Consider the following 23,415-nt stretch of genomic DNA (forward strand, 5'->3'; position numbering starts at 1 on the left):
CGCAGCGCAAAGGTGAGGACACCGGACAGCACATGAGTCACGCCCGCCAGCATGGACGCGACCGCCTGACGACACAGGCCTACGCACGAGCGGTCAGGCGCCTTCGATCACCCCGGACGCGGGCCCTCGCGCACTGGGCCGCCGAGACGCCGGCCCTGCCCCTGTTGATCGTCTGCGTCATCGTGTGCATCGACATGCTCGCCGGGACCGGCCGGATCTGGCTGCCGCTGCTCGCCACCGGCCCCGCCCTGGCCGCCGCCACCAGCAGCCCCCGGGGTGTGCTGGGCGTGGGCGCCCTGGCCTCCCTGCTCGGCGCGACCATCGCCTACCGGCACCACATGGCGTTCGCACACCTGTCCGTCGTGTTCGCCGCCCTGGTGACCGTCACCTTCGCGGGGACGCTGGCCAGCGCGCTGCGCGCACGCCGTGAGCGGGTGCTCGCCGCCGTGCGCTCCGTCGCGGAGACCGCTCAGCACGCCCTGCTCCAGCCGGTGCCCGCGACGGTCGGCCCCTTCCAGGCCGCGGTCCGCTACAGCGCGGCGGCCGCCGAGGCCCGGATCGGCGGCGATCTGTACGCGCTCGTCCCCACCCCGTACGGCGTGCGGATGATCGTCGGCGACGTACGGGGCAAAGGGCTGCCCGCCGTGGGGACGGCCGCGCTGGTGCTCGGCGTGTTCCGCGAGGCGGCGTACGACGAGCCGGACCTGCTGGACGTGGTGTGCCGGATCGAGCGGAGCCTGGCCCGCAACCTGGGCGGCGACGACTTCGTCACCGCCGTGGTCGTCGGCTGCCCGGGGACCGGCCCGCTGGAGATGGTCAACTGCGGTCACGCTCCCCCGCTGCTGATCCGGGACGCCGAGGTGGCCGCCGTCGAGACCGAGCACCCCGCGCCGCCGCTCGGCCTGCGCGCCCTGTCGGACGACTCCCCGCACCTGCAGGTGGTGCCCTTCGACGACGGGGACCAGTTGCTCCTCTACACCGACGGCGTCACGGAGGCGCGGGACGCCGACCGCGCGTTCTACCCGCTGTCCGAGGGGCTGGCCCGGCATCTGTGCGACGAGCCGGACCGTACGCTGGCCGCGCTGCACGAGGACCTGCTGGACCATGTGGGCGGGCGCCTCCACGACGACGCGGCGCTGCTCCTGCTGCGCAAGCCGGCCGCCGCGGAGGCCGGGGAGCCCGCCGCGGAGGCCGGGATGTCGGCCGCGGCGCGCCCCGCGGCGGACGTGGACGACGCCACGGCCGCCTGAGGCGGGTCCCGTCAGTCCCGCTGGGCGGCGATCATGCGCCGGTACCAGTGGTAGCTGTCCTTCGGGGTGCGCCGCTGGGTGTCGTAGTCGACGCGGACGATGCCGAAGCGCTTGTCGTAGCCGAAGGCCCACTCGAAGTTGTCCAGCAGGGACCACACGTAGTAGCCGCGCACGTCGACCCCGGCGTCCATCGCGGCGCGCAGCGCGGTCAGGTGGTCACGGAGGTACCGCACGCGGGCCTCGTCGTGCACGGCTCCGTCGGCGGCCACCTCGTCGTCCTCGGCGGAGCCGTTCTCCGTGATGTGGACGGGCGGCAGCGCCTCCCCGTACTGCTTGCCGAGGTCCACGAGGAGGTCGGTGAAGGTGGCGGGGGCCACCGGCCAGCCCATGGCTGTGCGCCGGACGCCGGGCATCGGCTCCTCCGTGTACCGGTTGTCGGTGGCCACCCGCAGGGCGGGGTCGCTCTCCCGGTGGGGGGCGTCGGCCACGACGATCGGGCGGTAGTAGTTGACGCCCAGGAAGTCCAGCGGCTGCGCGATCAGCTGCAGGTCGCCGTCGCGGCGGAAGTCCTGCCCGGTGATCAGCTCGCCCCAGGTCTCCTCCTCGGTGTCCGGGTAGCGCCCGGCGAGGATCGGCTCCGTCCACACGAGGTTGTGCAGGGTGTCGGCGCGTACCACCGCCGCCCGGTCGGCGTCGGAGTCCGTCGCGGGGAGGTGGTGGTCGAGGTTGAGGGTGATGCCCGCCTCGCGCACCCCCGCCGCGCGCAGGGCCTGTACGGCGAGGCCGTGGCCGACCAGCAGGTGGTGGGCGGCGGCGAGCGCGCCCCGGCCCTCCTGCGCGCCGGGGGCGTGGCGGCCGACGGAGTAGCCGAGGAAGGCGCTGCACCACGGCTCGTTCAGGGTGATCCAGCGGGGCACCCGGTCGCCCAGGTGGTCCGCGACGACGGCCGTGTACTCGGCGAACCGCTCCGCGGTCTCCCGCACCCGCCAGCCGCCCCGGTCCTCGAGGGCCTGCGGGAGGTCCCAGTGGTAGAGGGTGACGGCCGGTTCGATCCCGGCGGCGAGGAGTTCGTCGACCAGCCGGGAGTAGAAGTCGAGGCCCTTGGGGTTCACCGGCCCTGAGCCGTCGGGCACGATCCGCGGCCAGGCGACGGAGAAGCGGTACGAGCCGACGCCCAGGTCGCGCAGCAGCGTCACGTCCTGCGGGTAGCGGTGGTAGTGGTCGCAGGCGACGTCACCGGTGCCGCCGTTCGCCACCCGGCCGGGGGTGTGGCTGTAGGTGTCCCAGATGGACGGGCCGCGTCCGTCCTCCCGGGCCGCTCCCTCGATCTGGTAGGAGGCGGTGGCGGCGCCGAAGACGAAGCCGGGCGGGAACCGGGGGAAGTCGCTCATGCGGGTCTGGTCCATCTCGGTGTGTGCGGTGGTCACTTGACTGAGCCCCCGGAGATCCCGGCGGCGATGTACTTCTGGGCGAGGACGAGCAGGATCGCGGCGGGCACGGCGGAGAGCACGGCCGCGGCCATCACCGAGCCCCAGTCCCCGACGTGGGCGCCGATGTACTGGTAGATGCCCAGGGTGATCGGCTTGACGTCGTCGGTGGTGTTCAGGGTGAGGGCGAACATGAAGTCGCTCCACGCGAACAGGAAGGCGAACAGCCCTGAGGTGATCAGCGCGTTGCGGCTCATCGGCAGCACCACGCGCAGGAACACCCGTACCGGTCCCGCCCCGTCGATCTCGGCGGCCTCGATCACCTCGCCGGGGATGGACACCATGAAGGAACGCATCAGGACGATGGAGAACGGTATGCCGAGCGAGGCGTCCGCGAGCATCAGGCCGGCGTAGGAGTTCACCAGGCCGAGGTCGACGTAGGAGTTGTAGAGCGCGTTGGCGATGACGATGCCCGGCACCATCTGGGTGATCAGGGTGCCGAAAACCATGGTGCGCGAGCCGCGCAGGCCGAAGCGGGCCAGTCCGTAGGCGGCCGGGGCGGCGATCGCGAGGCAGATCGCGACCGCGCCGACGGACACCAGCAGTGAGGTCAGCAGGTTGGTGCCCTGGTCGGAGACGGCCTTGGAGAACCCGGACAGGTCCAGGCCGGAGGGCACCGGGTCGACCTGGAGCAGGCCGGACTCGGGCTGGAGCGCGGTGTTGAGCATCCAGTACAGCGGGAACAGCATCACCGCGAGGACGAGCAGACCCGCGACGGTGGAGCCCCAGCGGCGGCGGGGCGCGGTGGGTGCCTGTGCGGCCATGTCGGTCACTTCCCCTCGGTGCGGTTGGCCCGCAGGTAGAACACCGCGAACACGGCGGAGATCAGGATCAGGACGTTGCCGACGACCGCGCCGGCACCGAAGTCCAGTTCCACGAAGGAGTTCTGGTAGGTGAGCGTGCCCAGGGTCTGGGTGGCGTCGGCGGGGCCGCCGTCGGTGAGGGCGAGGATCAGGTCGAGGATCTTCACCGTCGACATGAAGCCCAGCACCAGCACGACCGTGATCACCGGCTTGAGCATCGGCAGGGTGACGGAGCGGAAGGCCCGCCAGGCCGAGGCGCCGTCCAGGGAGGCCGCCTCGTACAGCTCCTTGGGGATCTCCTGGAGGCCGCCGTAGAGGATGACCATGTTGAACGGGATGCCGATCCAGACGTTGACGAGGATCACCGAGAGCAGCGCCATGTCCGGGCTGGTGAGCCACGGGGTGTGCCCGGCGAGGCCGAGGGTGTCGAGGAAGCCGTTCAGGACGCCGGTGTCCTGGTCGAGGATGCGGCGCCAGACGATGCCGGACACCACCATCGGCACCAGCCAGGGCAGCAGGATCAGCGACCGCAGGACGCCGCCGAGGGGGAAGCGGCGGTTGAAGAAGACGGCGAGGGCCAGGCCGACGCAGAACTGGCCGAGCAGGGAGCCCGCCGTGAAGACGAGGGTGTGCCACAGGGCCTTGCCGAAGAGGGCGTCGCGGAAGACGGACGACCAGTTGTCGGCGCCGTTGAAGGGGGCCTCGCCGGTGAAGAACGTCTTCGGCGTGTAGTGCTGGAAGCTCATCACGACGTTGCGCACGAGCGGGTAGCCGAAGAACAGCAGCATGAAGACGACGGCGGGCGCGACGAAGCCCCACTGGGCGAGCCTGCGGCGCCGGCGGGCGCGGGCCGGGTCCGGCGCGGCGGCCTTCGCGGGCGCGGCGGACGGCGGGGCGGTGACGGTGGACGTGGTCATGGGGGCGTACCTCAGTTCCCGCTCGTGGCCCGCTGCTGGGCGCGCTTCAGTGCGGCCTCGCTGGACTGGCCGGTCAGGGCGGACTGGAAGGCGCTCTGCAGGGCCAGGGAGACGGCCGGCCAGCCGGCGCCGAGCTGTGCGGTGCGGGAGCGGGCGGCGGCGACCTGGTCGGCCAGCGCGTCCAGTTCGGGCACCCGCTTGCGCCACGCGGCGGCGGCGCGTTCGTCGGCGGGGACCATCCAGCTGTTCAGGGCGTAGGTGAGCTGTTCCTTCTCGCCGGCCAGGCAGGCGACGATCTTGCCGGCCATGCGCTCGCGCCCGGTGTCACCGGTGCGGGGGACGGTGAGCACGGACCCGCCGAGCGGGCCCACCGAGTCGGCGCCGGCCTCGGGCACGGGGATCTCGGCGATGCCCCAGTGCAGCGACGGGTCGCCGTTGAGGGTCTCGACCTGCCAGGGGCCGTTGATCATCATGGCGGCGTTGCCGGCCATGAACTGGTCGTTCACGTCGGCCTGGGTCCAGTTGACGGTGGACCGGGAGAGCGAGCCGTCCCTGAGCAGCGCCTTCCAGAAGTCGAGCGCCTCCGCCACCTCCGGGCTGTCGAGGTGCCGTTCGTCGCCGCCGTTGGACCACATGAACGGCGTGAACTGGAAGACGCCGTCCTCGGCGCCGCCCGCGCTGAGCGCCACGCCGTACCGCTTGCCGCGGGTGAGCTGCCGTGCGGCGTCCCGCAGTTCGTCCCAGGTGGCGGGGACCCGGATGCCCGCCTCGTCCAGGACGTCCTTGTTGTAGAAGAGCGCGAGGGTGTTCACGGAACGGGCGGCGCCGTAGTAGGTGCCCCGGTAGGAGCCGAAGCCGACGATGCCCTCGGGGACATGCTCGGTGGACAGGCCGAGGGAGCGCAGGTCGACCAGCCCGCCGGCCTCCGCGAAGGTCGGCATCTCGGAGGCGTCGAACTGCACGACGTCCGGCAGCGACTTGGACGAGGCCATGCGCAGCGCCTTCGTCATGACCTGGGACGCGGGGACGCTCTGCTGCTCGACGGTGACCCCCAGCTGCTTGCCGCAGCGGCCCATCGCCTCGGCGTCCCAGCGGTGGTAGGTCTCGTCGGTCGAGGAGTTGAGGACGGTGTACACGTCGTCGTCGCGCTGCTCGGCGCAGCCGGCCGTCAGCGCGGCCGAGGCGACGAGGACCGCGGCGGTGGCCAGCGAGGTGACGGCTCTGCGTGCGCGTCCGCGCGCAGGACGTGCGGCAACCGTTGGATGTGCTGTCACGGTGGGTGCCCCTGTGTGGGACCGGCTCGGCGTGGGCCGGGCCGGCGGCTCTGTGGGATGACAGGTGAAGCGCTTCGACAACGGGCCGCCGCAAGCGGGGTCTCGTCTGACGCTGCACCGGGGTGTAATTTGTTTTGCCTGGTTACTAATACGCCAGCGCGAGCCCGTCGCGCTAGCCCCCCAGCGACACGATCTCTCCTCTCCAGGGCGTGACAGGTTCCGCGGATCCTGTCATAGTTCCTGGTCAGAGGTTCTCTCGCACCTCCCCTGCCTCCCCGATTCCGAGGAAGACCATGAAATTCACCGACGGCTTCTGGCGCATCCGCGACGGCGTGCAGATCTCGTACGCCACCGAGGTGCGAGATGTACACAGGGAATCGAAGCGCTTCACCAGCTTCGCGTCGACGAAGAAGGTGACGCGCCGGGGCGACACCCTGAACGCCCCGCTGGTCACGGTCGAGTGCTTCTCCCCCGCCGAGGGCGTGGTCGGTGTCCGGGTCACCCACCACGCGGGCAAGCGCCGCCCCGGCCCCGACTTCGCCCTGGCGGGAGAGACCGAGGGCGCGGGCGAGGTGCGCCAGGACGGCCCGGTCACGGAGCTGACCAGCGGTCCGCTGACCCTGCGGCTGGACGCGGACGGCGCCTTCGGGCTGACCTTCCTCGACGCGGACGGACGGGAACTGACCCGGGCCGGCGCCAAGAGCACCGCGTACGCCACCACCGGCGACGGGGCGCACCACGTGCTGAGCCGGCTGTCCCTGGGCGTCGGCGAGCAGGTCTACGGGCTGGGGGAACGCTTCACCCCGTTCGTCAAGAACGGCCAGACCGTCGACGTGTGGCAGGCCGACGGCGGCACCAGCAGCGAACAGGCCTACAAGAACGTCCCGTTCTACCTGTCGTCGCGCGGCTACGGCGTCTTCGTCAACCACCCGGGCGCCGTCTCCTTCGAGGTCGGCTCCGAGTCCGTCGGACAGGTGCAGTTCAGCGTCGAGGACCAGTCGCTCGAGTACTACGTGATCGCGGGCCCCACGCCCAAGGAGGTCCTCGGCCGCTACACGGCACTGACCGGCCGCCCGGCGCTGCCGCCGGCCTGGTCGTTCGGCCTGTGGCTGAGCACCTCGTTCACCACCTCCTACGACGAGGCCACCGTGACCTCGTTCGTCGACGGCATGGCCGACCGCGGCATCCCGCTGTCGGTGTTCCACTTCGACTGCTTCTGGATGCGCGAGTACCAGTGGTGCGACTTCGAGTGGGACCCGGAGGTCTTCCCGGACCCGGAGGGCATGCTGGCCCGGCTGAAGGACAAGGGCCTGCGCATCAGCGTGTGGATCAACCCGTACATCGCGCAGAAGTCACCGCTCTTCGACGAGGCCGCCGCGCTCGGGCACCTGGTGCGGCGGCCGGACGGCGACGTGTGGCAGTGGGACCTGTGGCAGGCGGGCATGGGACTGGTCGACTTCACCAGCCCGGACGCCCGCGCCTGGTTCCAGTCCAAGCTCAAGGCGCTGCTCGACCAGGGCGTGGACTGCTTCAAGACGGACTTCGGCGAGCGCATCCCGACGGACGTCGTCTGGCACGACGGCTCGGACCCCGAGCGGATGCACAACTACTACACGCACCTGTACAACCGCACGGTGTTCGAACTGCTGGAGAAGGAGCGCGGGCAGGGTGAGGCGGTCCTGTTCGCCCGGTCGGCGACCGCCGGCGGGCAGCAGTACCCGGTGCACTGGGGCGGGGACTGCTGGTCGTCCTTCGAGGCGATGGCGGAGTCGCTGCGGGGCGGGCTGTCCCTGTCGCTGAGCGGGTTCGGCTTCTGGAGCCACGACATCGGCGGGTTCGAGGGGACGCCCGACCCGGAGGTGTTCAAGCGCTGGCTGGCCTTCGGGCTGCTGTCCTCGCACAGCCGGCTGCACGGCTCCACGTCGTACCGGGTGCCGTGGGAGTTCGGCGACGAGGCGGTCGACGTCGCCCGGCGGTTCACGCTGCTCAAGCACCGGCTGATGCCGTACCTGTACGGCGCGGCGGCCGAGGCGCACCGGACGGGCCTGCCGATGATGCGGCCGATGATGCTGGAGTTCCCGCGCGATCCGTCGTGCCGCCCGCTCGACCGCCAGTACATGCTGGGCCCCGACCTGCTGGTCGCGCCCGTGTTCAGTGCGGACGGCGAGGTGGAGGTGTACCTGCCCGAGGGCACCTGGACGCATCTGCTCAGCGGCGAGCGGGTGGCGGGCCCCTGCTGGCGCACCGAGCACCACGGCTACGACAGCCTGCCGCTGTACGTCCGTGAGGGCGCCGTGCTGCCGCTGGCCGGCGACGACTCCCGGCCGGACGGCGACTGGCTGGACGCGCCGGTGCTGCTGGTCCACCCGCCGGCCGCGTCCGACTACGCGGCGGAGATCACCGTGCCGGACACGGCGGGGCTGCCGGCCGCGGCGTTCCGGGTGCGGCGGGACGGGGACCGGCTGCGGGTGACGGCTTCCGGCACGGACCGCCCGTTCACGGTACGCGTCCCGGGCGGCGCGGAGGCGACGGGCAGCAACGAGGTGACGCTGCCGCTGGGGTGACGGTCCCGCGCCCGCTCCCGCTGCCGCTGCCGCTTGGGGGGGGACGCTGCGAGGTCGGAGACGTCTCCCGGGCGGTGAACGACCGCTGCCGCACCGCTGCCAGGGCAGTGACGCCTCCGGTGACGGCGGCGGTGGGGCGTTGCAGGGCGGCGCGGCGCTGGGGTCGGTGACCGGACGGTGGAGGCGTGCGCGGCTCCCGGGGCAGGACTCCGGGCGGTGGAGGCCGCCCGGAGTTCGGGTCAGAGATCCGGGCGGCGCCGGCCGTTCTCCGGGTGGCTGCCCGGGCCGTGGCCCGGTCCCGCGAGGGGGGTCGGCGAGAGGACCGCGGGCTCCTCGCCGGCCTCCAGCAGCGTGTCGGCCGCGCCCACGATCAGCGGGTCCGGCTTGCCGAGCGCCCCGTGGTCCTTGGCCGGGTAGTCGCAGCGGTCGAGGAGACTGCGCATGGCCTCCAGCCGCCCGCGCCGCTTGTCGTTGTTCTTCACGACCGTCCACGGCGCGTGCGGGGTGTCGGTGGCGCGGAACATCTCCACCTTGGCCTTGGTGTAGTCGTCCCAGCGGTCCAGGGACTCAAGGTCCATCGGCGACAGCTTCCACCGCCGCAGCGGGTCGACCTGGCGGATGGCGAAGCGGGTGCGCTGCTCGGCCCGGGAAACCGAGAACCAGAACTTCACCAGCAGGATGCCGTCGTCGGTTAGCAGCCGTTCGAACAGCGGGGTCTGTTCCAGGAACAGCCGGTACTCGTCGTCGGAGCAGAAACCCATGACCCGCTCGACACCGGCCCGGTTGTACCAGGAGCGGTCGAAGAAGACGATCTCGCCACGGGCCGGCAGGTGGGCCACGTAGCGCTGGAAGTACCACTGCCCCGCTTCCCGCTCGGTCGGCTTCTCCAGGGCGACCACGCGGGCGCCACGCGGGTTGAGGCGTTCCATGAACCGCTGGATGGTGCCGCCCTTGCCGGCCGCGTCCCGCCCCTCGCACACCACGACCATCCGCTGGCCGGTGTCCTTCACCCAGCGCTGCATCTTCAGCAGTTCGATCTGCAGCACGCGTTTCGTGCGCTCGTACTCCGACCTGCGGACCTTGCGGTCGTAGGGGTGGTTCTCGCGCCAGGTCTCGATGGGGGTGCCGTCCGCGTCCAGGAGCACCGGGCGCTCGGGACGCCGGACGTCCACCTCCAGCCCGTGGAGCAGATCGTCGCCGGTCGTGCGGGACTCGCCCGTCCCCTCGTCCGTACGGCCCTCGTGCGCGTCCGGGTGGTCGGCCGTCACGTCGTCTCCCGCCTTTCCGGTTCCCGTCTCACCGGGTTCCCCCTTGTGCAGCGTATGCCCGACGGGCGTGCGCGGTGATGCGCATGCGGGTGCCCGCAGAGGCCCGGCCGAAGCACGGTCACGCGGCGGTGATTCGGCGCCCGGCCGAAGGGGAAGTCGGGGCGGGTCGGAGGCGCGGCCGGCGCGGACGGTGGTCCGCGGGCCGGGCCGTCGTATCCGGGCAGGGAAAGGTGAGGACGTGCAGATCGATCTCAAGGGCCGTACAGCGCTGGTCACGGGCTCCACCCAGGGCATCGGGGCGGCGATCGCCGCCGGGCTCGCGCGGGCGGGGGCCCGGGTCGCGGTCAACGGACGCTCGGAGGAACGGGTGCGCGAGGGTGCGGCCGCGCTGGAGCGGGAGGTGCCGGGTGCGGAGGTGGTGCCGGTCGCGGCGGACGTGACCACCGAGGAGGGCGCCGCGCGGGTCGCCGAGGCACTGCCCCGGGTCGACATCCTGGTCAACAACCTCGGGGTGTTCGGTGCCGCCGACCCGCTGGAGATCAGCGACGACGAGTGGCGCCGCTACTTCGAGGTGAACGTGCTGGCGGCGGTGCGGCTGATCCGCCTCTTCCTGCCCGGGATGACCGAGCGAGGCTGGGGGCGGGTGCAGAACATCGCCAGCGACTCGGCGATCGTCATCCCGGCCGAGATGATCCACTACGGCATGTCCAAGACCGCGCTGCTCGCCGTGGGCCGTGGCTTCGCCAAGCAGGCCGCGGGCACCGGGGTCACGGTGAACTCGGTCATCGCGGGTCCCACCCACACGGGCGGCGTGGAGGACTTCGTCTACGAGCTGGTGGACCGCGACCTGCCGTGGGACGAGGCGCAGCGCGCCTTCATGCGGAAGCACCGGCCGCAGTCGCTGCTGCAGCGGCTGATCGAGCCCGAGGAGATCGCCAACATGGTCGTCTACCTCGCCTCCGACCAGGCGTCGGCCACGACCGGAGGGGCGGTGCGGGTCGACGGCGGGTACGTGGACTCGATCCTCCCGTGAGGGGCGGGCCGGCACCCGGTGGACAGGTGCCGGCCTGCCGGTCATGCGCCTCGGGAGCCGTCCGGGGTCCGGATGCGGTCGCGGATCCAGACACCTGCGGGCTTCAGCGACGCCGTGCCGGTCCACGGGCCGTCGCCGGCGCAGGTGCCCGGCTGGAACACGGCGCCGGAGCGGTGGTCGTCGGAGAAGTTCCAGTTGACCCAGCTGATCTGCTTCCGCGCCATCAGATCCAGGTAGCGCCGGGCCATCGGGAAGTCGTCGGCGCCGTCACCGGCGTAGTTCTGGGTGCCGAACTCTGTGACGAACACGGGGATCCGGTCGGCGGCGCGGGACAGGGCCGCGAGGTACTCGTCCCGGTGCGAGGCGGCGTAGAAGTGGAAGGTGTACATGATGTTCGAGGCGTCGACCGGGTCGTTGACGACCTCGGACTCGTCGGCGCTCTCGGACACCCCGAACGAGGACCAGGCCCGGGTGCCGACGAGCACGGGCGCGTCGGGGTCGGCGGCGCGGATGACCGGGATGATCCGCTCCGCGTAGTCCTTGATGCGTGACCAGCTCACCCCGCTGGGCTCGTTGGCGATCTCGTAGAGGACGTTGACGCGGTCCTTGTGGCGGCTCGCGATGTCGGTGAAGAACGTCCGGGCACGGTCCAGGTTGGCCATGGGGTCGCCCGGCTCCAGCATGTGCCAGTCGACGATCACGTACAGGCCGCGGTCGCTCGCCTGCCGGATCAGGCGGTCGGCGAGGGCGGTGAAGTGCGCGGGGTCGGTCTCGTAGCCGCCCTCCTGCACGTAGGTGGACACCCGCAGGACGTCGGCGCGCCAGTCGTGGGCGAGGGCGTCGAGGGAGGCGTCGGTCAGACACTGCGCGTACCACTGGGTGCCGTGCGTGCTCATGCCGCGCAGCTGGACGGGGGTGCCGTGCCGGTCGCAGAGTTTTGTACCGCAGACCCTGAGCTGTCCGTGGGTGTCGACGGGGGTGGCTGCGCGGCTGGTGATCGGCACCTGCGCACCGTACCGGGTGGGGGCCGGTGCGGCGGCGGCGGGGAGCGCCGAGGTCAGGACGAGGAGAAGGGCACTGGCGAGAGCCGCCGCGAGGGCGGCGGGGCGTGTGCGAGGACGTGCCGGTGTCATGTGGGGGGACTCCGTCCGGGCGATGGTTAGGAAAGTTTCCTAACCTGATGGAACTGCAGCTCCCCTCCGTTGACAAGGGTGGTGACGAAGCTGTCGCGTACGCCGGAACGCGCCCCCTGGTCAGCGCAGCAGGAGCTGGACGAGGGCGACGGTGCCGACCGCGACGACGAGGGCCCGCAGCACGGCGGGGCTGAAGCGGCGGCCCGTCCTCGCCCCGAGCTGGCCGCCCAGCGCGGAACCGGCCGCGACGAGGGCGACGGCCGTCCAGTCGAAGTCGGCGACGAAGAGGAAGAGGGTCGCGGCGACCGTGTTGACGACGGCGACGAGGACGTTCTTCACGGCGTTGAGGCGTTGCAGCGGCTCGTCGAGGAGCAGGCCCATGAGGGAGATGTAGATGATGCCCTGGGCGGCGGCGAAGTACCCGCCGTAGACGCTGGCCAGGGTCAGACCGGTGGACAGCGGCCATCCCCCGTCGCGCCGGACGGGGCGGTCCGCGGGGCGCCGGTTCCGTACCGTGCGGCTGATCAGGGGCTGGAGGGCGACCAGGACGAGGGCCAGGCCCACCAGGCAGGGCACGATCGTCTCGAACGCCTCGGCCGGCAGGGTGAGCAGCAGGCAGGCCCCGGTGATCCCGCCGAGCGCCGCGCCCACGCCCAGCCTGCGTACGCGCCGCCCCTGCCCCGCGAGTTCGCGGCGGTAGCCGATGGCTCCGCTGACGGCTCCGGGCACGAGCCCGAGGGCGTTGGAGACGGTCGCGGTGAGGGGCGACAGGCCGGCGGCGAGCAGCACGGGGAACGTCACGAGCGTGCCCGAGCCGACGACGGCGTTCAGGGCGCCCGCGCCGATCCCGGCCGCGAACACGCCGAGCATCTCGAACGGCGTCACACCACGCCCCCGGTCGCGGCGGGGGCGTCCGGGGGCGCGGGAAGGAGGGCGGGTGCCGCAGAGTCGTTCATACGGGCACGCTAGCCCGCGAACGCTTCGGCACCCGCCGACAGGTCGGTGCCCGAAGGGCCCGGCCGGTCAGGCGCCGGGGCTCTGGCTCTGGGGGTCGGCGGGGCTGCCCAGCATCTCCGAGGCCGCCTCGAGCGGGGAGAGAGCGCGCGGGGCGGGCGGCACGGCGTCGGGGTGGGGGTGGCAGGTGAAGCCGAGCCGGGTCATGGCCCGCACGACCTCGCCGGAGGTGAAGTCGCGGCGGTCCTGCCGGGTGATGACCTGGCCGACCTGCTTCGCCGGGTAGCGGCGGCGGCCGATGGTCACGGACTCACCGGTGATCGCTTCGGGGGTGATGCCCTTCATCGACTCCAGCACTCCGGCCTTGGTCAGGTCGAAGGGGTAGCGGGCGATGACACAGCGCATGGTGCCTCTCAGGGGAAGAAGGACGGGCCGTCCACCCGGGCGGGTGAGCGGGGCGAGCGGCCCACGGAGAACAGCGGTCGGTACGGGACACGGGGGGGGCGACAGGGCAGCCGGGGACCGCTGCGCGGCGGTGCCGACAGGTCACCATGTCGCCTTCTCGTCATGTCGTCACATCGTCACGGACGCGTCGTGTCGGGCGACGTCGTCGATCGGAGGACACGCCGTCGGTCACCGGACGCCTGGTCGCGCGCCCGGCGCCCGGCGGGCCCGGCGGCCTAGGCCGCGCGGTCAGCGGCCTGTGCGGTACGGGCCCTGCGGCGCTGCCCGCCGTCGGCGCGGCGGGGCCCGCCGGAGCGGTCCTGCGCCGACGCGGTCTGCGCCGTGGTGCCCTGGGCCTTGCCGCCGGTGACCTGACGGCCGCCCTGGGCCGTACCGCCCTGGGTACGGCGTCCCTGCCCACCCCGGCCGCGGCGGCGGGAGGACGAGGAGGCGGCGCGGCGGGGCCGCTCCACGACCGGCACCGTGATCACGACGGGCACGCCGGACGGCGTACGGGCGCCGGTGATGCGGTTCAGCTCCTCGTCGCCCGGCCGGACCTCGGTGATGCGCGGGGTGATGCCCGCCTGCGCCATCAGCCGGCTGACGTCGCGCCGCTGGTCGCGCGTGACCAGCGTGATCACGCTGCCGGACTCGCCGGCGCGGGCCGTGCGTCCGCCGCGGTGCAGGTAGTCCTTGGGGTCACCGGGCGGGTCGACGTTGACGACCAGGCCAAGGTTGTCGACGTGGATGCCGCGCGCGGCGACGTTGGTCGCCACCAGGACGGTCACGTGCCCGTCCTTGAACTGGGTGAGCGTCCGGGTGCGCTGCGGCTGCGACTTGCCGCCGTGCAGGCCCGCGGCGCGCACGCCGTTGCTCAGCAGGTGCTTGGTCAGCCGGTCCACCGCGTGCTTGGTGTCCAGGAACATGATGACCCGGCCGTCGCGCGCCGCGATCTCCGTGGTCGTCCGGCGCTTGTCGGCGTCGTCGACGTGGAGCAGGTGGTGCTCCATGGTGGTCACCGCACCCGCGGACGGGTCGACGGAGTGGACCACCGGGTCGCTGAGGTAGCGCCGGACCAGCTGGTCGACGTTGCGGTCGAGGGTGGCCGAGAACAGCAGGCGCTGTCCGTCGGGCCGCACCTGGTCGAGGAGCCTGGTGACCTGGGGCATGAAGCCCATGTCGGTCATCTGGTCGGCCTCGTCGAGCACCGTGATGGCGACCTCTTCGAGTATGCAGTCGCCCCGGTCGACGAGGTCCTTCAGCCGTCCGGGCGTCGCGACGACGACCTCGGCGCCGGCCCGCAGCGCGGACGCCTGCTTGCCGATCGACAGCCCGCCGACCACCGTGGCCAGCCGCAGCCGCACGGAGCGGGCGTACGGCGTCAGCGCGTCGGTGACCTGCCCGGCGAGCTCCCGGGTGGGGACGAGGACCAGGGCCAGCGGCCTGCGGGGCTCGGCCCGGCGGCCGGCGGTGCGGGCCAGCAGCGGCAGGCCGAAGGCGAGCGTCTTGCCCGAGCCGGTGCGGCCACGGCCGAGGACGTCACGGCCGGCCAGGGAGTTCGGCAGGGTGGCCGCCTGGATGGGGAACGGGGCCGTCACACCTTCGCCGGCGAGGGCGGCCAGCATCTCGGCGGGGAGGGCCAGCTCCTCGAACGCCTCCACGGCGGGGAGGGCGGGGGTGGTCGTCACGGGGAGGGCGAACTCGCCCGTCGGCGCGCTCCTGCGGTTGCCGGAGCCCTTGGACTGCCGCGGCGCACCGCCACGGCCGCCGGCGAAGCCGCCTCGGCGGCCACCGCTCTTGGCGGAGCCCTTGCCTGCGGTGCGGGTCCGGGACGTTCGATCGTTCGCGCGTGCCTGTGTCACGGAGAACCTTCCTTGATGTGGCGCGTGTCAAGGAATGTCCGCCGCTGTGGAACGCGGGGAATTGCAAGAACGAGCCGGGGTGAAGGGCCGCGGGGCGGTTTCGCCTGTGGGGGGCGCGACCCATGAGAAGCAGCGAGCGGAGTGTGCACCTCTCCGTGTGATCCGTGTGAGATCCAGCTGCGCAGCAGGCGCCGGTGTGGCACAGGGACGGTCCGACCGGCCCTGCGGGTTCGATGACCGCGCGACTACAACAGAGATCGACACTAGCACGGCGGGTGCCCGGCCCGTGCGGGAGATAGGTCACCCCGGCGGGGGGAATGCCGGGCGCCGCCCCTGCGCGCGGCGGCCCCGCACCCCGGTGGCGGGGTGCGGGGCCGTCCCGCGCGCAGGGGCGCCCCGCTGGCGGGGTGCGGGCCCGTCGGTGCCGGCCGGGCTAGCCGCGGGTGGTGCGTCGGCGGCGCATCCACCACACCAGGGCCGCGCCCGCGGCGAGCGCCGCTGCCGCGATGCCCGTGATCAGGCCGACCGGGGCGCTGTTGCCGGTGTCGGCGAGGTCGCCGTCGGGGTCGTGGCCGGCCGGGGGCTTGTGGCTCCCCCCGGTCTGCGTCGCGCTCGGCGCGGGCGCCGACGGGGTGTCGCCCGGCGCCGGCTCGTCACCGCCGGTGGGTGTCGGGGTGGGGGTCGGGGCGGGGGTCGGCGTGTCTCCCCCGTCGTCGCTCCTGCCCGCGCTGTTGCCGCCGAGCATCAGCATGCCGTCGCGGTCGGCGTCGTCCGTCGCGGCCTTCACGGCCGTGTCCTTGGTACGCGGTGTGTAGGGGTGCTCCGCGCGGAACTCCTGGCGCGTGACGTTGCGCTTGGGCTGCTTGGAGAAGTCGACACCGCCGACGGTGACGACCCAGACCTCCTGGCCCTTGGCCAGTTCGTACGTGAACTCGCCCTCCTTGAAGATCTTGGCGTACCTGTCGAAGACGTCGGTCTTCTCCCAGTCCTGGTGGGGCGCGCGCAGCGGCCACCGGCCGACGTCGTTGCTGTTGACGATCCGCCGGTAGTCGGTCGGCTGCTTCGCGTCCTGCTGCCGGATCCATTCCGCGGCGACGCGGGCGGTGTAGACGCGGCGCAGGTCGGCGTACTCGGGCCGGGTGTTGATCCAGTTCTCGACCTCGGGAACGACGGTGCGCCGCAGGACGCTCTCGTTGTGCTCGATCTCGGCCTTGCTGAGCCGGTCCTGGCAGGACTCGCCGCCGCCCGGGCCGGGGGTGTCGATGTCCATGAACTCGGACTGGAGTGCGAGAGGAGCGTCGAGGATGTAGATCCCGCCGTCCTGTTCACGGACCGTGGCGGTCCTCGGCTCGATCCAGTTGCGCCCGGAGTTCAGGCACGGCCAGCCGTCGACCTTCGCGAGACCGTCCCAGGCGGCCTTGCCCACCTCGGTCTTGGGGTCCATCGCCTTGAAGAAGTCGTGCTTGAGCTGGAGGTCGGCTTCGAGCAGGACCCGGCCGGCGTCGGTCGAGGCGAACGCGTCGTCCATGATCGTGCCGGGGGTGTCCGGGTTGAGGTTCACCCAGAACTTGTCCGGGGTGAGGGCGAGCCAGGTGAAGAAGGCGTCGGAGATCATCTGCGCCTTCTCCTTGCCGCCCCAGCCACCGGACTCGTCCGGGGCCTTCTTGGCGGAGAACGCGTAGTCCAGGCCTTCGCCCTTGACGGGCTTGCCGACGTACTTCAGGTCCAGGGTGGTGAAGTCGATGCCGCCGGGTCCCTTGGGGAAGCGGCCCCCGGAGGCCTGTTCACGCCTCTGGAGGAAGTCGGCCATGTCCTTCGGAGTCGGCCTGGACTGCTTGATCTGGTCCACCGCGCCGCCACGGGACCCGCTGTTCCTGGACGGATCGGCGTTCATGTAAGGGGCGTTGTACCGGTGCGGGCTGTTGTTGGCCTTCGCGGGCGCCTTCTCGACGGCGACGGAACGGTGCTCGTGGACGGTGACGCGTTCACGGCCGAGGCTGTCCTTGCCCAGGTTCTTGCGCATCTCGTCGAAGAACTTCTGGCCGTTGCCTCCGCGTTCCTCGGCGAAGACGAACCGGATCCGGTAGCCGGACTTCTGCCAGGCCTTGTTCCGCGTCAGGGCCAGGTCCTTGGGTTTCTGGCTGTCCTCCGGCTTGTTGTTGGACTTGATCTCCACGATCTCGCGGGTCTTCGTGTTGATCGCGTCCAGGATCCGCCGGTGGACCTTGCCGGTCTTCGGGTCGCGGACCTTGATCTCCTTCTGGCATATCCAGTCCGGTCCGACCAGGCCGTAGTCCTTGACGACCTTCGCCTCGAACGCCTTGCCCCGCGGGTCGTGGCCGGACTGCGGGATGTACTTGCCGTCCCGCCATCCCTCCCAGTCCGCCGTCCACTTGCTGCCGGGCTTGGCGATCTCCTTGGCGTAGTACGCGTACACGCGCCGCGGGTCGCCCTTGCCGTAGGCGTCCGGGTCGGTGCCGACCTTCTTGAGGAACGCGTCGCGTTCGGCCGGGTCGGCGGGCAGTTCCAGGCCGTCGTACTGTTTGCCCGGGTTGACGTAGTCGAACTCGTCCCACTGCGTCCTGGGCCGGCTGGAGTCCCTGGCCGGGAGACCGCCGGGGCGCGCGCCCCGCAGCCCGTACAGGTCGTCGCACCGCTTGCCCGGTGACAGCGGCTTCTCCGCGGCCTCCGCGGTGGCGTTCAGCGCGGGCAGCGCGCCGGCGGCGAGGACGGCGGTGCACACGAAGGCGACGGCGCTCCTGGTCAGGGCGCGCAGTCGGCCTGTTCTGTTCTGGTACTTCACGATGAGCAGGTCTTCCCCAAGGGCCCGCTGGGGGTCGGATCCCGTGCGCCACCAGGGCCCCCGTAGTCATGGGCGGCACACAAGGTGCACCACCATAGGTACGCAACTCCGCTCTGGCACAAGGGATTTGAGCGCATGTCAGACGTCACCCCGGCATGTCCACACGACCCTTACAAGACGGTCCCGGTGCCGCGTTATGGTCACCGCATGGAGGAACAGCAGCGCAGGGACGAGCAGGAGTGGGCGGACAATCCGCGGCTGAACGCGTGGACCGCCGCACGGGCCGCCGTCTTCGAGACGCGCTCACCGTTCGACGGCGGCGGATGGGACTTCGGTGTCCGTTCCCTCGACCGGCTCGAGGACCTGCTGCGCGGCCGCTTCGCCTCCTACGAGGACATCCTCGCGGCCCACGACACCGAGTTCGTCGCCGTCGCCGCCTGGTACCTCGGGGAGGTCCACGTCCGCCTCCACGGCGCGCAGTGGCAGTGCGGGCCCGACCCGGACCCGCGCGGCCCCGGGAACCACGAGCCCTACGTCACCATCCCGTTCGACCGCGCCGACGAGTTCCCCCCGGCCGACGACGACCCCGACGAGGACGGCCGCCCCCTGACCGTCCCCCTCGGCGAACTGGACGCCCTCTTCCTGCGCGGCCCGGGGTATCACCTCCGCGACACCCTCGACCGCTACCGGCCGCGGGACCGGTGACCGCCCGGCCGGTGCGCCTCCCGCGCCCGCCAGGGCCTGACTGGCAACCCTGCTTACCGGCCGGGGGCCAGGGTGCGCAGGACGTCGAACTCGTTGCCCTCGGGGTCGGCCATGACCACCCAGCTCCGGCCGGCGCCCTGGCCCACGTCCACCCTGGCGGCGCCGAGGGTGAGCAGCCGGGCCACCTCGTCCTCGGTGCTGCCGTCGACCGGGCTGACGTCCAGGTGGAGCCGGTTCTTCACCGTCTTGCCCTCGGGCACCCCGACGAAGACCAGGGTGGGCGGCATCTGGCGGGCCCGGACCTCCTCGACGGTCGGCACCCAGGAGCCGATCTCGACCTTGCCCTCGTCCTGGTCGATCACCTCGAAGCCCAGGACGGCGCACCAGAAGGCCGCGAGCCGTCGCGGGTCGTGACAGTCGACGACCAGCTCGGTGAACCTGCTGGTCATCGCTCCCCCGGCGGGTACGGAGGGCGCATCAGCGCACGCGTGCCACGGCCGCGTAGATCCCGCTGTCCTCGGCCGGCGGCGCCGGCTCCGTGCGGAACCACTCGGGGGCCGTCACCAGGCCGGGGTCGACCAGGTCCAGGCCGTCGAAGAAGCGGGCCACCTCGTCGCGGGTGCGGAAGCCGAGGCGGATGCCGGCCCGGGCGTACTCCTCGGTGACCTGCCGCGCCAGGTCGGAGTGCAGGTCGGACGCGGCGTGCGACAGCACGAGGTGGCTGCCCGGCGGCAACGCGTCCACCAGTTCCCGGACGATGCCCCGCGGGTCCAGGTCGTCGGGGAGGAAGTGCAGGAGGGCGATCAGGGAGAGGGCCACGGGGCGTGAGAAGTCGAGGACCTCGCGCGCGCGGCGCAGTATCTCGCCCGGTTCGCGCACGTCGGCCTGGAGGTAGTCCGTGGTGCCCTCGGGGCTGCTGACGAGCAGCGCCTCGGCGTGACGCAGCACGATGGGGTCGTTGTCGACGTATACGATCCGCGCCGCGGGGACCGCGCGCTGGACGATCTGGTGCAGGTTCGGCTCGGTGGGGATGCCGGTGCCGACGTCGAGGAACTGGTCGACGCCCTGGTCCGCGAGCCAGGCGGCGGCTCGGTGCATGAACGCGCGGTTCTGCCGCGCCGCGTCCTTCGCCTCGGCCGGCAGTTTCCGCCCGACGGCCTCGTCGACCGGGTAGTTGTCCTTGCCGCCCAGCAGCCAGTCGTAGACCCGCGCCGGCTGCGCCCTGCTGGTGTCGGTTCGCGGCGGGGTGGGGGATGTGCCCGTCGACATGCGCGTCCGTCCTGACGAGTGGGGTGACCGAAGCCCTGACGATCACCGAGTCTGACACACCGACAGGCGCACCAGTAGGGGCGGTTCGGTCCGCCCCCTCATGGGCGAGGGGCGGCTCGCGCTCCATCCCGCCACGGCGGTGGGCGGAACAGGAGCGCGGCCCGTGCTCCACGGCGGCGGGCCGAGGCGACTTGCAGCCGATCACACCGCTGCGGCAAGCAGGGGCCGCTCACTGTCCGACGCACCCGGCGGCGGGCGGGCGGCTGCAGGCGGGCGGCACCGGCCGTCGCACCGCGGCGACGACGTCAGCGCTCCGCGCTCAGCCCCTTGGCGGCGGTGCCGTGCTCGCGCGGTGTACCAGGCGGGCCGGGACCAGGGTGGTGCCGCGTTCCGGGCCCTCCTGGCGCATCTTGCGCAGGACCGCCCGCACGCACAGCCGCCCCACCTCGGCGAAGTCCTGGTGGAGGGTGGTGAGCGGGGGGAGGAAGGAGGAAGCCTCGGGGATGTCGTCGAAGCCGACGACGCTCACGTCCTCCGGAACCCGCCGGCCGTGCTCGTGCAGGGCCCGCAACAGCCCCAGCGCCATCTGGTCGTTGGCCGCGAAGACGGCCGTGCACTCCTCGCGGGCGGCGAGGTCCAGGCCGGCCCGGTAGCCGGACTCCGCCGACCAGTCGCCCCGGACCAGCGGCGGTGCCTCCCGGCCCGCCTCGGCGAGCGCGGCGCGCCACGCGTCGGTGCGGCGCTGGGCGGCGAAGGAGTCCTCGGGGCCGGCCAGGTGCCACACCGTGCGGTGGCCGAGGCCGAGCAGGTGCCGTACGGCGTCGCGGGTGCCGCCGTGCTGGTCGGTGTCGACGACCGTGTAGCGGTCGCCGGCGTCGGAGTCGACCACCACCACCTGGACGTGCGGGGGCAGTTGGACCGTCGCCGCGTCGAGGAGGTGGACCTCCATGATGACGATCACGGCGTCGACCGCGAGCTCCTCCAGCCGGGAGAACGCCCCGCGCACCTCGTCCTGGGTGGGCACGGCGACCGGCAGCAGCGTCACCGCGTAGCCCTCGCGCGCGGCGGAGGTGGCGATCGCCTCCAGCGTGCGCACGTTGCCCGTGGTGGCGAGGGTGAAGGTGATGACGCCTATCGTCCGGAACTCGCCGCGCTTCAGGGCGCGGGCGGCGCTGTTGGGCCGGTAGCCGAGCTCCTTCATCGCGGCGAGGACCTGGCGGCGGGTCTCCTCGGTGACCCCCGGGTAGCCGTTGGACACCCGGGAGACGGTCTGCGCGGAGACCCCCGCGAGCCGGGCCACGTCCGCCATGGAGGCGGTGGCGCGGACCCGGGCGCGGCGCCGGGGGACGGAGGCGCCGGCCGTACCCGCCCCCGCCCCGGCTCCCGCTTCCGTTCCCGCCGTCGCGACGGGCGGGCCGCTCGGGTCCGCCGCCGCTTCGTCGACCGTCTCCACTCGGTGCCGCCGCCTTCCTGTCTCGCGTGTCACGGTCCGTAAAAGGACCCTTGACCGTCGTCCTCGGGGCAGTGTAAACATGCCGCCACCGGATGTTTACGTAAACATAACAGCTCAGCGCGTTTCCGCGGCGAGAGATGTTTGCGTAAACATCCGGCCGGGCGACCTGCCGCCCGGCTCCGTGCCGGGTGCCGAGCCGCTGGTGACCGGAACGCCGACGAGCGAGGAACGACCATGACGACGCTGCATCCGCCGGCGGCCGCAGAGCCGCGGCCGGCCCCGCCTCCGGCGAGACGGGACCGGCGCTCCTGGAAGGGCTGGGGGTTCATCGGACCGTTCGTGGCCGTCTTCGCCCTGGTCTTCCTCGCACCGATCGCCTACTCGGTCTACCTGAGCCTGTTCCGCGACCAGCTCATCGGCGGCAACACCTTCGTCGGGTTCGACAACTACCAGCAGGCGCTCAAGGACGAGCTGTTCTGGGCCTCGCTGGGCCGGGTGGCGCTGTTCCTCGTGGTACAGGTGCCGATCATGCTGGGCATCGCCCTGCTGGTGGCGCTGGCCCTGGACAGCGGCCGGCTCTACGGCAAAGGCTTCTTCCGCATCACGATCTTCCTGCCGTACGCCGTGCCCGCCGTGGTCGCCACCCTGATGTGGGGCTTCATGTACGGCACCAAGTACGGCCTGGTCGGCGACTTCAACTCGGCCTTCGGCTGGTCGCTGCCCGACCCGCTCTCCGCCGACCTGGTGCTGGCCTCCATCGGCAACATCGTGACGTGGGAGTTCGTCGGCTACAACATGCTGATCTTCTACTCGGCGCTGCGGGTCGTCCCGCACTCCCTGTACGAGGCGGCGGAGATCGACGGCGCCGGCCAGTGGCGGGTCGTCACGGCGATCAAACTGCCCGCGATCCGCGGCGCGCTGGTCATCGCGACGATCTTCTCCGTCATCGGCAGCTTCCAGCTCTTCAACGAGCCGAGCATCCTGCGTCCGCTGGCCCGCAACGCCATCACCACGGACTACACCCCGAACTTCTACACGTACTCGCTGTCCTTCAGCGGCCAGCAGCACAACTACTCCGCGACCGTGGCCATCATCATGGGCCTGATCACGATGGTGGTCGCCTACGTCGTGCAGCTTCGCGGCATGCGCAAGGGAGCGTGACCCGATGACCACCCCTGTCACCACCCCCGCACCCGCCGCCACGGCCCCCGGCGGTGTGAAGAGCGCCCCGCGTCTGCGGCGCGCCAGGCAGCACCGTCCGGGCCGCCCCCGGCGCAGCAAGCTGCTGACCGCGCTGACCTCGCTGGTGGTCCTCTACACCGTGGTCCCGCTGGTCTGGCTGGTCGTCAACGCCACCAAGACCCAGTCGGGCCTGGCCGACTCGAACGGCCTGTGGTTCGCGGACGACTTCGCGCTGTGGGACAACATCCGGGACACCTTCACCTACCACGACGGCGTGTTCACGCGCTGGCTCCTCAACACCCTGCTGTACGTGGTGCTGGGCGCCGGCGGCGCCACCCTGCTGGCGGTGCTCGGCGGGTACGCGCTGGCGAAGTTCGACTTCCCCGGCAAGCGCGGCATCTTCGCCACGGTCATCGGCGCGGTGGCGGTGCCGGGCACGGCGCTCGCCGTCCCCACCTTCCTGATGTTCAGCAAGATGGGCCTGACCGACACCCCCTGGGCGGTCATCCTCCCGTCGCTGGTGTCGCCGTTCGGCCTCTACCTGATGTGGGTGTTCGCCACCGAGGCGATCCCCACCGAGCTGCTGGAGGCCGCCCGGATGGACGGCGCCGGTGAGGCGCGCACCTTCTTCCGGGTGGCGCTCCCGCTGCTCGCCCCCGGCATCGTGACCGTGCTGCTGTTCACCACGGTCGCCACCTGGAACAACTACTTCCTGCCGCTGATCATGCTCAAGGACCCGGACTGGTATCCCCTGACCCTGGGCCTGAGCGCGTGGAACTCCCAGGCGGAGACCGTCGGCGGCGAGGTCGTCTTCAACCTGGTGATCACCGGCTCCCTCATCACGATCCTGCCGCTCGTCGCCGCGTTCCTGATCCTGCAGAAGTACTGGCAGTCGGGACTCGCCGCCGGAAGCGTCAAGGAGTGACCCCGCGGCCCGCCGGCCGCCCTCGACCCCGCACCCCACGTTCGCGCGCCCCCCACCCCCATCTGTCCCACCCACGAAGAAGTGGAAGC

19 protein-coding genes are annotated in these 23,415 nt (G+C 72.0%); 6 read left to right on the forward strand and 13 right to left on the reverse strand.

Annotated elements, in window-relative coordinates:
* The first annotated feature begins 161 nt into the window (after window positions 1–161).
* On the forward strand, window positions 162–1,250 hold the full coding sequence (locus ACIF8S_RS07660; protein ID WP_399998467.1) for a PP2C family protein-serine/threonine phosphatase: 1,089 nt from the start codon (window positions 162–164) through the stop codon (window positions 1,248–1,250).
* Between the two features lie 11 nt (window positions 1,251–1,261).
* On the opposite strand, the gene ACIF8S_RS07665 is transcribed toward ACIF8S_RS07660, so the two are convergent.
* The 4 genes from ACIF8S_RS07665 to ACIF8S_RS07680 are packed head-to-tail and all read right to left on the reverse strand — an operon-like array spanning window position 1,262 to window position 5,731.
* Entirely contained in the window at window positions 1,262–2,641 is a 1,380-nt protein-coding gene (locus ACIF8S_RS07665) for a GH1 family beta-glucosidase (RefSeq protein ID WP_399998468.1), read from the reverse strand.
* A gap of 32 nt (window positions 2,642–2,673) precedes the next feature.
* Complete coding sequence (locus tag ACIF8S_RS07670) at window positions 2,674–3,501, reverse strand: carbohydrate ABC transporter permease (protein ID WP_145824516.1); 828 nt, start codon at window positions 3,499–3,501, stop codon at window positions 2,674–2,676.
* A 5-nt stretch (window positions 3,502–3,506) separates the two neighbouring features.
* Window positions 3,507–4,457 (reverse strand): carbohydrate ABC transporter permease, encoded by a 951-nt coding sequence (locus tag ACIF8S_RS07675; RefSeq protein ID WP_399997950.1) that lies wholly within the window; start codon window positions 4,455–4,457, stop codon window positions 3,507–3,509.
* Between the two features lie 11 nt (window positions 4,458–4,468).
* On the reverse strand, window positions 4,469–5,731 hold the full coding sequence (locus ACIF8S_RS07680; protein ID WP_399997951.1) for an ABC transporter substrate-binding protein: 1,263 nt from the start codon (window positions 5,729–5,731) through the stop codon (window positions 4,469–4,471).
* A 293-nt stretch (window positions 5,732–6,024) separates the two neighbouring features.
* On the opposite strand from ACIF8S_RS07680, the gene yicI reads away from it, so the two are divergent.
* The gene (gene yicI / locus ACIF8S_RS07685) at window positions 6,025–8,295 is read left to right on the forward strand and encodes an alpha-xylosidase (RefSeq protein ID WP_399997953.1); all 2,271 of its coding nucleotides are present in this window, start codon (window positions 6,025–6,027) and stop codon (window positions 8,293–8,295) included.
* 239 nt (window positions 8,296–8,534) lie between these two features.
* Here the strand turns inward: yicI and ppk2 are convergent, their stop codons facing one another.
* On the reverse strand, window positions 8,535–9,563 hold the full coding sequence (ppk2, locus tag ACIF8S_RS07690) for a polyphosphate kinase 2 (protein ID WP_399997954.1): 1,029 nt from the start codon (window positions 9,561–9,563) through the stop codon (window positions 8,535–8,537).
* Window positions 9,564–9,801: 238 nt separating this feature from the next.
* Between ppk2 and ACIF8S_RS07695 the strand changes: the two genes are divergently transcribed.
* Window positions 9,802–10,596, forward strand: coding sequence for an SDR family NAD(P)-dependent oxidoreductase (locus ACIF8S_RS07695; protein WP_399997955.1), 795 nt, complete (start codon window positions 9,802–9,804; stop codon window positions 10,594–10,596).
* A gap of 41 nt (window positions 10,597–10,637) precedes the next feature.
* Here the strand turns inward: ACIF8S_RS07695 and ACIF8S_RS07700 are convergent, their stop codons facing one another.
* The 5 genes from ACIF8S_RS07700 to ACIF8S_RS07720 all read right to left on the reverse strand — a co-directional run bounded on the left by ACIF8S_RS07700 (window position 10,638) and on the right by ACIF8S_RS07720 (window position 17,792).
* Window positions 10,638–11,729, reverse strand: a complete 1,092-nt coding sequence (locus ACIF8S_RS07700; RefSeq protein ID WP_399997957.1) for a glycoside hydrolase family 5 protein — start codon at window positions 11,727–11,729, stop codon at window positions 10,638–10,640.
* Window positions 11,730–11,849: 120 nt separating this feature from the next.
* On the reverse strand, window positions 11,850–12,614 hold the full coding sequence (locus ACIF8S_RS07705) for a sulfite exporter TauE/SafE family protein (RefSeq protein WP_399997959.1): 765 nt from the start codon (window positions 12,612–12,614) through the stop codon (window positions 11,850–11,852).
* A 138-nt stretch (window positions 12,615–12,752) separates the two neighbouring features.
* Window positions 12,753–13,088, reverse strand: coding sequence for an SCO5918 family protein (locus ACIF8S_RS07710; RefSeq protein WP_349794849.1), 336 nt, complete (start codon window positions 13,086–13,088; stop codon window positions 12,753–12,755).
* A gap of 275 nt (window positions 13,089–13,363) precedes the next feature.
* Window positions 13,364–14,989 (reverse strand): DEAD/DEAH box helicase, encoded by a 1,626-nt coding sequence (locus tag ACIF8S_RS07715; protein WP_349794848.1) that lies wholly within the window; start codon window positions 14,987–14,989, stop codon window positions 13,364–13,366.
* Window positions 14,990–15,422: 433 nt separating this feature from the next.
* Complete coding sequence (locus ACIF8S_RS07720; protein ID WP_399997960.1) at window positions 15,423–17,792, reverse strand: hypothetical protein; 2,370 nt, start codon at window positions 17,790–17,792, stop codon at window positions 15,423–15,425.
* A 207-nt stretch (window positions 17,793–17,999) separates the two neighbouring features.
* Between ACIF8S_RS07720 and ACIF8S_RS07725 the strand changes: the two genes are divergently transcribed.
* Entirely contained in the window at window positions 18,000–18,497 is a 498-nt protein-coding gene (locus ACIF8S_RS07725) for a hypothetical protein (protein WP_399997962.1), read from the forward strand.
* Window positions 18,498–18,550: 53 nt separating this feature from the next.
* Here the strand turns inward: ACIF8S_RS07725 and ACIF8S_RS07730 are convergent, their stop codons facing one another.
* From ACIF8S_RS07730 to ACIF8S_RS07740, 3 genes are all read right to left on the reverse strand, one after another.
* Window positions 18,551–18,946: a VOC family protein gene (locus ACIF8S_RS07730; RefSeq protein ID WP_349794845.1), complete on the reverse strand. Its 396-nt coding sequence runs from the start codon at window positions 18,944–18,946 to the stop codon at window positions 18,551–18,553.
* 28 nt (window positions 18,947–18,974) lie between these two features.
* On the reverse strand, window positions 18,975–19,766 hold the full coding sequence (locus ACIF8S_RS07735) for an SAM-dependent methyltransferase (protein ID WP_399997963.1): 792 nt from the start codon (window positions 19,764–19,766) through the stop codon (window positions 18,975–18,977).
* A 319-nt stretch (window positions 19,767–20,085) separates the two neighbouring features.
* Window positions 20,086–21,075 carry a LacI family DNA-binding transcriptional regulator gene (locus ACIF8S_RS07740; RefSeq protein WP_349794843.1) on the reverse strand — a complete coding sequence of 330 codons (990 nt, stop codon included), beginning with the start codon at window positions 21,073–21,075 and terminating at the stop codon, window positions 20,086–20,088.
* 378 nt (window positions 21,076–21,453) lie between these two features.
* Here ACIF8S_RS07740 and ACIF8S_RS07745 point away from each other — a divergent pair, with 378 nt between their 5' ends.
* Window positions 21,454–22,380 (forward strand): carbohydrate ABC transporter permease, encoded by a 927-nt coding sequence (locus tag ACIF8S_RS07745; protein WP_399997964.1) that lies wholly within the window; start codon window positions 21,454–21,456, stop codon window positions 22,378–22,380.
* A gap of 4 nt (window positions 22,381–22,384) precedes the next feature.
* Window positions 22,385–23,326 (forward strand): carbohydrate ABC transporter permease, encoded by a 942-nt coding sequence (locus ACIF8S_RS07750; RefSeq protein WP_399997965.1) that lies wholly within the window; start codon window positions 22,385–22,387, stop codon window positions 23,324–23,326.
* Window positions 23,327–23,415: the final 89 nt, after the last annotated feature.

Source organism: Streptomyces sp. NPDC085937 (assembly GCF_044540535.1).
GTDB lineage: Bacteria > Actinomycetota > Actinomycetes > Streptomycetales > Streptomycetaceae > Streptomyces.

Coding starts and splice junctions, on each gene's coding strand:
- ACIF8S_RS07665 (WP_399998468.1), bottom strand. CDS start 2,641: ATGAGCGACTTCCCCCGGTTCCCGCCCGGCTTCGTCTTCGGCGCCGCC.
- ACIF8S_RS07670 (WP_145824516.1), bottom strand. CDS start 3,501: ATGGCCGCACAGGCACCCACCGCGCCCCGCCGCCGCTGGGGCTCCACC.
- ACIF8S_RS07675 (WP_399997950.1), bottom strand. CDS start 4,457: ATGACCACGTCCACCGTCACCGCCCCGCCGTCCGCCGCGCCCGCGAAG.
- yicI (WP_399997953.1), top strand. CDS start 6,025: ATGAAATTCACCGACGGCTTCTGGCGCATCCGCGACGGCGTGCAGATC.
- ACIF8S_RS07700 (WP_399997957.1), bottom strand. CDS start 11,729: ATGACACCGGCACGTCCTCGCACACGCCCCGCCGCCCTCGCGGCGGCT.
- ACIF8S_RS07710 (WP_349794849.1), bottom strand. CDS start 13,088: ATGCGCTGTGTCATCGCCCGCTACCCCTTCGACCTGACCAAGGCCGGA.
- ACIF8S_RS07725 (WP_399997962.1), top strand. CDS start 18,000: ATGGAGGAACAGCAGCGCAGGGACGAGCAGGAGTGGGCGGACAATCCG.
- ACIF8S_RS07730 (WP_349794845.1), bottom strand. CDS start 18,946: ATGACCAGCAGGTTCACCGAGCTGGTCGTCGACTGTCACGACCCGCGA.
- ACIF8S_RS07735 (WP_399997963.1), bottom strand. CDS start 19,766: ATGTCGACGGGCACATCCCCCACCCCGCCGCGAACCGACACCAGCAGG.
- ACIF8S_RS07740 (WP_349794843.1), bottom strand. CDS start 21,075: ATGGCGGACGTGGCCCGGCTCGCGGGGGTCTCCGCGCAGACCGTCTCC.
- ACIF8S_RS07745 (WP_399997964.1), top strand. CDS start 21,454: ATGACGACGCTGCATCCGCCGGCGGCCGCAGAGCCGCGGCCGGCCCCG.
- ACIF8S_RS07750 (WP_399997965.1), top strand. CDS start 22,385: ATGACCACCCCTGTCACCACCCCCGCACCCGCCGCCACGGCCCCCGGC.